The organism is Streptosporangium sp. NPDC005286 (assembly GCF_040607515.1).
Classification (GTDB): domain Bacteria; phylum Actinomycetota; class Actinomycetes; order Streptosporangiales; family Streptosporangiaceae; genus Streptosporangium.
The window spans coordinates 16,504-27,354 of sequence record NZ_JBEXGU010000115.1 but is presented as its reverse complement, the minus strand read 5'-3'; the positions used below and the strand labels follow the sequence as shown (position 1 = coordinate 27,354).

Annotated in this window: 11 protein-coding genes; 3 read left to right on the top strand and 8 right to left on the bottom strand. The window is 70.7% G+C overall.

The features are described 5' to 3' along the window. Together ABZU75_RS31950 and ABZU75_RS31945 are read right to left on the bottom strand one after the other, a co-directional pair. Positions 1 to 1,024 (bottom strand): ion transporter (locus ABZU75_RS31950; RefSeq protein WP_355562292.1); only part of this gene is annotated, 1,024 nt, incomplete at its 3' end. A 101-nt stretch (positions 1,025 to 1,125) separates the two neighbouring features. Continuing rightward, on the bottom strand, positions 1,126 to 1,776 hold the full coding sequence (locus tag ABZU75_RS31945) for a TetR/AcrR family transcriptional regulator (protein WP_355562289.1): 651 nt from the start codon (positions 1,774 to 1,776) through the stop codon (positions 1,126 to 1,128). Between the two features lie 76 nt (positions 1,777 to 1,852). Here ABZU75_RS31945 and ABZU75_RS31940 point away from each other — a divergent pair, with 76 nt between their 5' ends. Together ABZU75_RS31940 and ABZU75_RS31935 are read left to right on the top strand one after the other, a co-directional pair. Next, positions 1,853 to 2,800, top strand: a complete 948-nt coding sequence (locus ABZU75_RS31940; RefSeq protein WP_355562286.1) for an ATP-binding cassette domain-containing protein — start codon at positions 1,853 to 1,855, stop codon at positions 2,798 to 2,800. Continuing rightward, positions 2,797 to 3,540: an ABC transporter permease gene (locus ABZU75_RS31935; protein ID WP_355562283.1), complete on the top strand. Its 744-nt coding sequence runs from the start codon at positions 2,797 to 2,799 to the stop codon at positions 3,538 to 3,540. Before ABZU75_RS31940 ends, ABZU75_RS31935 begins: the two co-directional genes overlap by 4 nt. Before the next feature lie 99 nt (positions 3,541 to 3,639). On the opposite strand, the gene ABZU75_RS31930 is transcribed toward ABZU75_RS31935, so the two are convergent. The 5 genes from ABZU75_RS31930 to ABZU75_RS31910 form a co-directional block, all read right to left on the bottom strand. Continuing rightward, positions 3,640 to 3,792, bottom strand: coding sequence for a hypothetical protein (locus tag ABZU75_RS31930; protein WP_355562280.1), 153 nt, complete (start codon positions 3,790 to 3,792; stop codon positions 3,640 to 3,642). A gap of 200 nt (positions 3,793 to 3,992) precedes the next feature. Next, positions 3,993 to 4,226: a hypothetical protein gene (locus ABZU75_RS31925; protein ID WP_350920441.1), complete on the bottom strand. Its 234-nt coding sequence runs from the start codon at positions 4,224 to 4,226 to the stop codon at positions 3,993 to 3,995. Positions 4,227 to 4,307: 81 nt separating this feature from the next. Beyond that, on the bottom strand, positions 4,308 to 4,778 hold the full coding sequence (locus ABZU75_RS31920) for a nitroreductase family deazaflavin-dependent oxidoreductase (RefSeq protein WP_350963418.1): 471 nt from the start codon (positions 4,776 to 4,778) through the stop codon (positions 4,308 to 4,310). 82 nt (positions 4,779 to 4,860) lie between these two features. After that, a complete protein-coding gene (locus ABZU75_RS31915) occupies positions 4,861 to 5,130 on the bottom strand; it encodes a hypothetical protein (protein ID WP_355562275.1) in 270 nt (89 codons plus the stop codon). A 4-nt stretch (positions 5,131 to 5,134) separates the two neighbouring features. Further along, a complete protein-coding gene (locus tag ABZU75_RS31910) occupies positions 5,135 to 6,493 on the bottom strand; it encodes a S8 family serine peptidase (protein WP_355562272.1) in 1,359 nt (452 codons plus the stop codon). Positions 6,494 to 6,663: 170 nt separating this feature from the next. Between ABZU75_RS31910 and ABZU75_RS31905 the strand changes: the two genes are divergently transcribed. Next, a complete protein-coding gene (locus ABZU75_RS31905; protein ID WP_355562269.1) occupies positions 6,664 to 8,718 on the top strand; it encodes a spermidine synthase in 2,055 nt (684 codons plus the stop codon). Between the two features lie 99 nt (positions 8,719 to 8,817). Here ABZU75_RS31905 and ABZU75_RS31900 read toward each other — a convergent pair whose 3' ends face one another. Further along, the gene (locus tag ABZU75_RS31900; protein WP_355562267.1) at positions 8,818 to 10,491 is read right to left on the bottom strand and encodes an LCP family protein; all 1,674 of its coding nucleotides are present in this window, start codon (positions 10,489 to 10,491) and stop codon (positions 8,818 to 8,820) included. Positions 10,492 to 10,851: the final 360 nt, after the last annotated feature.

Below are 10,851 nucleotides of genomic sequence, written 5' to 3'. Positions count from 1 at the left end.
TCCCCGTACCGTTGCCTCCCGCACCGTTGCTCCCCGTACCGTTGCCTCCCGTACCGTTGCTCCCCGTACCGTTGCCTCCCGTACCGTTGCTCCCCGTACCGTTGCCTCCCGTACCGTTGCTCCCCGCGCCGTTGCTCCCCGCGCCGTTGCTCCCCGCGCCGTTGCTCCCCGCGCCGTTGTTTCCCGCGCCGTTGTTCCCCGGCCCGCCGTTCGCGGCCGTACCCGGACCGCCGCCGCGCGTCGCGGGGACCCGGTCCCGCAGTTCCCGCACCTCGGCCCGGAGTGCGGCCAACTCGGCGAGCACCGTTCTCCCCAGCTCCGCGGTCGCCTGCACGGACTCCTCGGCGTGCTCCTCCTCCATCGCGCTGACCACCACCGCGATGAACAGGTTCAGCACCACGAACGTGCACACCAGCATGAACGCCACGAAGAACACCCACGCCTCCGGGTGCTCGTCCATCACCTCGCGGGTGATGTCGGACCAGGCGTCCCCGGTCATCATCTGGAACAGGGTGAACAGCGAGGTGGGCAGGTCGCCGAAATACTCAGGAGCGGTGGCGTGGTAGAGCTTCGTGCCCATCACCGCCGCGACGTAGAGCACAAGTCCCAGCAGCAGCACGATCGAGGTCATCCCCGGCACCGCGGTGAGCAGTGCGGTCACCACCTTGCGCAGGCTCGGCACCACGGAGATCAGCCGTAGCGCCCGCAGGATCCGCAGCGCCCGCAGGACCGAGAGCCCACCCGCGGTGGGCAGCAGCGAGGCCGTCACGATCGCGGCGTCGAACAGGTTCCACGGGTTGCGGAAGAACCGCCAGCCCTGGGCGTAGAGCTTGACGGCCAGTTCGGCGACGAAGATGTAGAGCGCCAGATGGTCGATCACGGTGAGCACCGTGCCGTACCGTTTGACGGCCTCGGCCGAGGTCTCCAGCCCGAGTGTGGCCGCGTTGATCACGATGACGGCGGTGATGAAGTGCTGGAAACGGGACGTTTCCAGCACGGCGCGGAGACGCTCGCGCGTCGGCACGGGTGGCTCCTGAGGGGGTCGGATGGGTCGGATGACCGAGGACAAGCCAAGATCGTAACGCGTTGACGGCGGCCCGGTTCCGCCAGGGGAGTCGGGCCAGGTCAGTGCGGGGCGCTCGGTGACCTGACGCAGTAGCCGCCGATGCCCGACTCCAGGAGTTCGAAGGCGCACTCGGCCTGCCGGCGCAGGTCGGGGGCGATGGCGTCGAGGGTCTCGCCCGCGAGCATGCGCTGGACGGCGTGGACCATCAGTCCGCGCAGCACCGCGCAGATCTGGGCGGCGGCGAACGCGGGGGTGAGGTCGTCGGGGTCGGCGTCTGCCTCGTCGGCGAGCGTTCTGGCCAGGGCCTGCTCGCGCGCCTCGTTCATCTCCCTGATCCGGGCGTTGAGTGAAGGGCTCTCGGCGACCATCCGGGTGAAGGCGTCACTGCCCTCGTGAAAGCCATAGCGATGGTGCCGTGTGTCGAGCGCGTCGAGAAAGTCACGGCGCAGTGCCTCCAGCGCGCTCTCTCCCGGCCCGCGCTCCCGCACCACCCTGCTCGGCAGGTCCTCCACCTCCTGCCGCCGGTCGAAGAGCAGGTCCTCCTTGGTGCCGAAGTAGTTGAAGACCGTGTTGACCGACACGTCGGCGGCTCTGGCGACCTCGGCCACCGTCACGTTGTCGAAGCCTCGCATCATGAACAGCCCGGTGGCGACGTCGGAGATGCGCTCCCTGGTCTCCCGCTTCTTGCGCTCACGCAGGCCCTCACTCATGAGGTCATTCTATGGGGTCGGACAAATTTTGCAGTGACCCCAAATTTGGTGTTACTTTACGAATGGAGGCGATCAAATGATCAAGACATCAGCTCTGAGCAAGACCTTCCCCGGCGGTGCCGAGGCCGTCCGGGGCGTCGACCTGGCGGTGGAGGCCGGGGAGATCGTCGGGTTCCTCGGTCCCAACGGCGCGGGAAAGACGACCACGATGCGCATGCTGACCACACTGCTCCGTCCCACCGGGGGCAGTGCCACGGTCGCCGGGCACGACCTGATCACCGACCCGAAGGGCGTGCGGCGGAGCATCGGCTATGTGTCCCAGAGCGGCGGGATCGCCCCGGCGAACCCAGTGGGGGAGGAGTTGGAACTCCACGCGATGCTCTACGGCATGCGCCCGGCCGAGGCGCGGGAGCGGGTCGCCGAGGTGCTCGGCCGACTCGGGCTGACCGCGTTGCGGGAGCGGCCGGGCGGGGCTCTCTCCGGCGGCCAGCGCCGCCGGTTCGATCTCGCGTTCGGGCTGGTCCACAACCCGTCACTGCTCTTCCTCGACGAGCCCACCACGGGCCTGGACCCGCAGAGCCGGGCCGGCCTCTGGGACCAGATCAGGGACCTGCGTGACGGTGCCGGCCTCACGGTCTTCCTGACCACGCACTATCTCGAAGAGGCGGACACGCTCGCCGACCGCCTGTTCATCATCGACCACGGCGTGATCGTCGCCGAGGGTACCCCGGCCGAACTCAAGGGCGGCACCGGCACCCTCGACGACGTCTTCCTGTCCATCACCGGCCGCTCCCTGAGAGACGATCCGCCAGGTGGTGAGCCGCCCGGCGAGTCCCGCGCGCCCGGCGCCTCCCAGGAGGAAGGTGAGCTTCACGCGCCCGGCGAGGTGCCCGGTGGTTCCCGTGAGGGAGGCGCGACGGCCTTCAAGGTCCGCACCGCCGATGGAACGGCCGACGGCCAGGCGCTCACCGGTGGAACGGCAGGCGGGCGGCGAGAGGCTCGCGCGGCGGGTGAGGGGCGGTGAACGGCTCGATGGGCGTCGTCCGCGACACCTGGCTGATCTTCCGGCACAACGTCCGGATAGCCTTGCGGCAGAAGGCGGGGATCGTCTTCGGGGTACTGCAGCCTCTGCTCTATCTGGTGTTGTTCGGCCCGCTGTTCGCCACGATCGGCACCTGGGAGACGCTGATCCCCGGCCTGCTGGTCCAGGTCGGGCTGTTCAGTGCGGGTCTGTCCGGCTTCGGCATCGTCTTCGACGCCGGGGCCGGTGTGCTGGACCGGCTGCGGGTCACCCCGGCGCACCGCGTCTCGCTGCTGCTCGGCCGGGTGCTGGCCAGCTCGCTCACCCTGCTGATCCAGTCGATCATGCTGATCGCGGTGGGTTACGCCTTCGGCCTGCGCGCGGCGCTCCCCGGCGTGCTGCTCGCGCTCGCCCTGATGACGCTGCTCGGGGTCAGCCTGGCCGCGCTCTCCAACGCGATCGCGCTCGTCATGGACCCCGACGCGTTCGCGCCGGTCATGAGCACGGCGGTGGTCCCGCTGGTCCTGCTGTCCGGTGCGTTCCTGCCGATGTCGATGGCGCCCGGCTGGCTGGACGCGCTGTCACGCCTCACACCGTTCCGCTACGTGCTGGAGGCCATACGTGAGCTGTTCGTCGGCCACTACGCGACGATGACCGTGGTCGTGGGCGTCGCCGTGACCGCGGTTTTCTCCGTGGTCTGTGTCTCGGTGGGCACCCGCGTCTTCAACCGCGAGAACGCCTGACCGTCGAGGCCGCCGGATGCCGCGTCGACCGCGCCTTTCGGTCCTCCGCCACGAACCCGGCCTGCCGGTGCGCGTTCAGCGGGCCAGGTCGCGGGGGTGTCACGTCAGCGCGCCGTGCCGGCTGAGAAGCCGCGTGATGACCGACGCCAGCCGATCCCTGTCGGCGTCCGGCAGTTCACCCGCCAGGGCGTCCAGCCGCACGGTCACGTCGCGGTGCGCCTCGACGGCGAGCCGCGTGCCCTCGTCGGTCAACGTGACCTGGGCTGTACCCGGCGCGGATCGTCAGCTGGGGCCTGGAGAGTGGCCTGGCCATCGAGGACACCTACCGTGCCCGCGATGTCAAAGGGGCGGCCGATGCCTGACTACGGACATGATCCCAAGGTGGCCGAGCCGGTCCGGCGGCACGCGCCGCGACCCCGGTCGGCTCTGACTCACGACGACCTCCGGGGACCTCAGGCCGGGGGGCCGTACGGCTCGATCCTCGGGTCGGCGTAGGGGCCCTCGCCCGCCGCGGGGTCGACACGGCGGGCCGCGGCCTCGGTCACCCGCAGCCCGTACAGGCCCTGATCGGGGTCGATGAGCACCAGGCCGTAGCCGGTGTCGACCTCCTCCTTGGGCAGTCCCAGATGCCGCATGGCCTGCGCGAGCGTCGCGTCGGGCGGGAGCCGTACGGTGATCAGGAGCATGACCTCACGGTACGCGTTCGGCGCGGCGGCGCAACGAGGCGAGGATCCCGGGAGTGTCGACGGCGCCGTGGGCGTGGCCGGTCAGAGGCGAGGAGAGAGGCGGAAGACGCGCAGTTCGCGGTCGGCCGCCCGCTCGGTGTAGCGGTCGTAGACCGGCCAGGCCCCGACCAGCCGTGCCCAGGCGTCGGCCCGTTCGTCGCCGGTCAGCAGGCGACCGGTGACCGGTGACACCCGGCCCCGGAAGCTCACCGTGGCCTCCGGGGTCGCGATGAGGTTGCCGCTCCAGGCGGGGTGGTTCGGGCGGCCGAAGTTGGAGCCGACCAGCAGGAAGCCGCCGTCGTCCTCGGGCAGGCAGGAGACCGGCGCGACGCGGGGCTCGCCGCTTTTGCTGCCGGTCGTGGTGAGGATGAGGGTGGGCAGCATCTGGTCGCTCAGCACGACCCTGCCCCGGGTCAGGCGGTGCGCGGCCCGGTCCATCCTGGGCACGATCCCGGGGGCGATCCTGGCGAAGGCGTCGGTCGCCGACAGCCACTGGACGAACGGCCTGAGCATCCCGATGAGGCGTCGACCCACAGCGATCTCGCAATCTCTCGCCCCGATCCGGCGTGCGCCCCACCGTAAGACGTAGCAAGCGCTAGGTCAACCCCGGGGCGCGGGCGTCCGGCACCAGGACGCCCGAGCCCGGCGTCCACGACTTCTTCATGGATCGGGGCTCGCCGCGCGGGGCGCCGGGGTCCTGACGAGTCAGGCGTGGCTCGGCCGCCTGTGCGGCGGCCCCCGGGCGAAAGGCCGGCCGGGGGCCGTACGGCTCGATTCTCGGGTTCTCCTTCTCCGGCGGCCCCAGGTGCCGCTCGGCCCGCGCGAGCGTCGCGTCGGGCGGGAGCCGTACGGTGATCAGGAGCATGACCTCACGGCACGCGTTCGGCGCGGCGGCGCAGCGAGGCGAGGATCCCGGCGGCGTCGACGACGCCGTAGCCGTGGTCGTGGTCGAAGCCGATGTCGCTCCGGTCGTCGGCGGTGCGCCGGAGCAGGGTGCGCAGCTGGGCGGGGGACAGGCGGGAGGAGGACCACCGGGTGCGCACGGCCGCGACCAGGCCGGCGGTGACGGGGCACGCGGCCGAGGTGCCCGAGTCCGCCTCGTCGTCGCCGAAGGCCCGGGAGCCGGAGAAGTGGGTGTAGGCGCACAGGTCCGGCTTACGGGCGACGAGACGGCCCGGCCCCTGAGAGGAGTAGCCGACCCGCTCGCCACGGGTGTCGACGCCGCCGATCGACAGGACGCGCGGGTGGGAGTTGGCGCCGGTGATCGGCCGGTCCGGGTACGCGCACCGGCCGTCGGGGCAGTCGCGCCCGCAGTTTCCCGCGGCGAACAGCACGTCGGCGCCCGCCCGCTCCAGGCTGGAGACGATCAGGTTGAACGGGTGGGCCGGGTTGTCGGAGTAGTTGCCGGGGTGGCCGACGGGGAAGTCCCAGCTGGGAGAGAAGGAGCCCCAGCTGTTGCTGACGACCAGGGACCGCGAAGCGGCGGGCTGGGCTTCCAGGACGGTGCGCAGGTGGGCGAAGGCCGCCACCGCGTCCGACAGCAGGCCGTCCAGGGCCGAGCCGCCGGGGCGCCGGGAGAGCAGCACCGGCATGTCGATCAGTGACGCCCTCGGGGCGGCGATGAGCGCGTCGAAGGCGCACATCGTGCCGTGGTCGACGGGGAACTCACCCGCCCTGCCCTGCACCCCCGACGGTTTCCAGCTGCGCCGCTCGTCGACGATGACATCGCGGCCGAGGTGCCGGGCGACGTGCGCGGAGTTGATTCCGGTGTCGAGCACCGCGAGCGCGACGCCCGAGCCGTCGAGGCCGTCACCGGCCAGCTCGGTGACGTGGAGCAGTCGCTCCACGTCACGCCAGTCGCCCACCGGGGGCGTGCCGCCGCAGGTGAGGCCCCGCTCGATCACCGGGTCGGCGAAGACCCCCACGACGTCGGGGCGGAGCGTGGGCAGCAGGGTGATCCGGGTGGATGTCTCGTCGTCGGAGATCTCCCCGCGGACCAGGACGGAGGCCTCGTCGGCGGCGAAGGAGAACGTCAGCGGCTGGTTGAGCGAGAGCGGGTCGCCTCCGGCGCCGGGCACCGGGCGGGGTACGACGACGGGCGAGAAGGAGGGGTCCACGACGACCCCGGGCAGCGGGTCGGCGACGTCGGCCGCCGCCGTGCTCACCGAGGGGTCGGCCACGGCCGCGACGACGTCGGGAGAGGGGCGGAGCTGGAGCAGGACTCGCATGTGCACCACCGGTACTCGGGGGGATCGGACTTCACCACATTCCTGCATTCACCTCGAGCGCGTCCAGCCGTTGAAACCGTCCCCTATCAGGTTTCAAGTGTCCAATCGGTGCAAATGGTGGGCGTGGATTTCCTTCCCTGAGCGAGTACCGGTCACTAGCGTTGGGCGGCATGACCGCAGCGGCGGAGACGACGCCAACCTCCCATTCCGATGTCCGGCACACGCACTGGCTGGGCACCCGTCCCAGACTGATCGTGGCCAGTGGTTTCATGCTCTTCCTGGAACTGGCCCTGATCCGGTGGACCGGGTCGAACATCGTTCACCTCAGTTACTTCACCAACTTCGTCCTGCTGGGATCCTTCCTCGGCATCGGGCTCGGCTTCCTGCGGGTGGGGCGCAGCACCCGGCAGCCCTACTACTCGCCGATCGTGCTGGCGGTCCTGGTTCTGGTCGTGCTGTTCTTCCCGGTGACCGTGGACCGCCAGACCGAGGGCGTCCTGTACTGGACGAGCCTGAGCGAGAGCGGGCCGCCCGCCTGGCTGATCCTGCCGGTGATCTTCGCCGCGGCGGCGATCGTGCTGATGGGCCCGGCCGAGCTGGTCGGGCGGTGCTTCCCCGAACTCGAACGGCTGGAGGCCTACCGCTACGACCTGATCGGCAGCCTCAGCGGCATCGGGCTGTTCACCGCGCTGTCGTTCCTCAGCGCGCCCCCGGTGGTGTGGGGCACGATCGCCGCGATCGCCTACGCGGTGCTGCTCTGGCCCCGCAGGGTCTGGGCCCGCGTGGCGCTGCTGGTCCCGTCGCTGGTCATCGTCGGCGCCCTCGCGATGGAGACGCTGACGGCCGGGGCGCTGTGGTCGCCCTACTACAAGGTGACCTACGTGCGCGGCCACTGGAACGACGTGCCGCTGATGGACATCAAGGTCAACGGCATCCCGCACCAGCAGGCCACCCCGGCCAAGAGCCGCCTGGAGTGGGAGCGCCAGTACGCCCTGCCGTACGAGCGGGCGGCCTCCGGCAAGCTGGACGACGTGCTGATCGTGGGCGCGGGCAGCGGCACCGACGTGTCGATCGCGCTGTCCAAGGGCGCCAAGCACGTGGACGCCGTGGAGATCGACCCCAAGCTGCTCGAACTCGGGCGCTCCTACCACCCGGACAGGCCCTACGACGACCCCCGGGTCACCACCCACGTCACCGACGGCCGCGCCTTCCTGGAGAGGACCTCCGGCAAGTACGACCTGATCCTCTTCGCGCTGCCCGACTCGCTCACCCTGGTCTCCGGGGCGAGTTCGCTGCGGCTGGAGAGCTACCTGTTCACCCAGCAGGCGATGGAGGCCGCCAGGGACCACCTCAAGCCCGGCGGCGCCTTCTCGATGTACAACTACTACCGCGAGACCTGGCTGGTGGACCGCCTCGGCTCCACCATGCAGGCCGCCTTCGGCCACAAGCCCTGCGTCGACATCGTCAGCGAGACCGGCCAGCAGGCGGTGATCACCGCGGGTCTCACCACCGAGGCGCAGCGGTGCGGCTCCGAGTGGGCGGGGGCGACCGCCGACACCCCGCCGCCGACCGGTGACGACCGGCCCTTCCTCTACCTGAAGGACCAGACGATCCCGCAGATCTACATCATCACCCTCGGGCTGATCCTCCTCGTCAGCCTGCTCGCCGTCCGCGCCGTCGCCGGCCCGTACCGCCGGATGCGCCCGTACGCCGACCTCTTCCTGCTCGGCGTGGCGTTCCTGCTGCTGGAGACCAAGAGCGTCACCGGGTTCGCGCTGCTGTTCGGCACCACCTGGGTGGTGAACGCGATCGTGTTCGGCGGGGTGCTGGTCGCCGTGCTCGCCGCGGTGGAGGTGACCCGCCGCTTCCGGGTGCCGTCTCTACCCGTGATGTACGGCGTGCTGCTCGCCGGGCTGGTCCTGGCCTGGCTGGTGCCCAACTCCTGGCTGCTGGGCCTGCCGCTGCCGTTGCGCGCGGTGGTCGCCGTGGTCGTGGCGTTCCTGCCGATCTTCGCGGCCAACGTGGTGTTCGCCAAGCGCTTCGCCGACTCCGCCGACGCCACCGTGTCCTTCGGCGCCAACCTGCTGGGCGCGATGGTCGGCGGCTGCCTGGAGTATCTGGCGCTGGTCATCGGCTACCAGGCACTGCTGATCGTGGCGGGCCTGATCTATCTCGGCGCCTTCGCCCTGCTGCCCAGGACCGCCAGGGCCGTCGGGATCGGCTGAGCCGGGGACGCGACGGTCCCGGCGGGCGCCGGTTCGACAGAGAAGTACGGCCGGCCCTCCCCGGGGAGGACCGGCCGTACCGCGCGGGGTGATCTGCGGTCAGAACCCGCAGGCCTCGTCCAGGGACTGGGCGGACTTGCCGTTCTGGGTGGGGGTCTGGCTCGGCTGGACCGCCGTGCTCCTGGAGGGCTTGGGCGTGGCGGCGGGCGTCGCGCCGCTCGCGCCGGGGGAGGCGGTCACCCCCGCGGCCTGGGGGCGGCGGGCGGGCCGCACCGACTGGCGCAGCGTCCTGGCGGTCGCGGCACGGATCTTCTGCCAGTCCGGCGAGCCGGTGTAGAACTCCGGCGGCACGAACTGGAGGCTGACGATCCTGGCGTCCTTGACCTTCAGCCCCAGTTCGGTGATGTGCTCAAGCAACTCGCGGGGAATGTCGGTCTTGGCGGACTTCTTGGCCACATTTGCGATCTTGGCGAAGTTGGTGAGCACCACCGAGGGGGTGGCCTGCTGGGCGAAGGCGCCGATGACGCAGCGCTGGCGGGCCATCCGGGAGAAGTCGTCACTGCCGACGCGGGAACGCCCGTACCAGAGCGCCTCCTCGCCGGTGAGCTTCTGGTATCCGGCCTTGATGGTCCCGGCGGTGCCGTAGAGGCCGCCCCACGGGACGTCGCGCTCCACCTTGATCTTCAGGCCGCCGATGGCGTCGACCAGGTGGGCGAAGCCGTACATGTTCACCAGGGCGTAGTGGTCGATCTTCAGGTTGAGCGTGTAGCCGATGGCGTCCATGAGCGCCGCGGGGCCTCGCTGCCCCGTCTTCTTGCCGGGCATGACCTCGGGGTGGTCCTCGGCGTACTGCCAGACCTCGTTGAGCAGGCCGCCGTTGGGCAACTCGCGCATGAAGCCGTTGGGGAACTGCTTGGCGAGCGCGGTGCCCGGTGTGAAGCGGACGTGCTGGAGGTTACGGGGAAGGCTGAACATGGCGGTGTTGCCGGTCGCGACGTGCACGCTGGCCACGTTCATGCTGTCGGTCCGCACGCCTTCCCGGTTCCCGGCCCCGTCGCCGCCGATGAGCAGGAAGTTCACCCGATCGCGCCCGCCCCACGGATCCTCGTGCTTGACGGGGGCGGCGCTGGGATTGCCCGCGTTGCTCTCGAAGATGCTGTTGGCCGCCTCCTTGAGGGTCAGCACGGTGCTCGCGGTTAGCGCGAACGGCGCCATCACCGACACGCACAGCACGCCCACCGCGATGCCCGACACGATCTGTCCCCTGCCGCTGAGCCTTTGCGGTCCCAGGGAGATGTAGGAGAAGAGCACCAGCAGGAACCAGGCGATCGCGCCGGCGATGGCCAGGGCCGCCCCGGTCATCAGCGTGCTGTCCCGGGCGACGAAGCCCGCGTTCCCTTCGCCGCTGAGGATGAGCGCGCCGACCAGGACGGCGAGCAGTAACGCGCCGAAGATCGTTAGCAGAATGTATCCGACGCGGCGGCGTCCCGATCGCAGGTGCGCCGCGCCGGGGAGGATCACCGACAGCGCGGTCCAGCCGATGAGCGCGCCGACCGTCAGCGGCCTGGCGAAGCGGGGCCGTCCCCCGGCCGGGCGGGACGGTCCGGCGGGCCCCGGACCCGCCCCGGCGTGCGAGAGGGGTGTCCCCTGCCCGTCGCGCGTGCCCTGTGGAGGAAGCGTCTCCTGTCCGTCGGAGAGACCCCGCGTGCCGGGCTGAGCCTGCGGGGGGAGCGTCCCCCGCCCGCCGGGGGCACCCTGGGCGCCGTCGGACACGTTGTGGACCTGAGGCGCGGGAGGGGGGGACTGCGTTTCGGCCGGACCCTGCGCGCCGCCGTGGCTCGCACCGGAGCCCCCGCCGCGGCTCCCGCGGCGCCGGGGGCGCCGTTTCCCGCTTTCGCCGGCGAGATCCCCCGAGTCTTGCCCAAGGTGCATCGTCACACCGCTTCCTACTACGTTTTGCCCCGGTCCACCTGGCAAAACAGCCAAGGCTCCCCGATTGAACGGAATTTGCCAGGATTCTAGTCCCCATACCTGGACATGACAGACAGATGACCAATCTACGGTAAATGGTCTCTTAACCTATGACGCCAGTACGGGGTCGGTGCCGGCCGGATGTCGCACCGCCATGCCCCG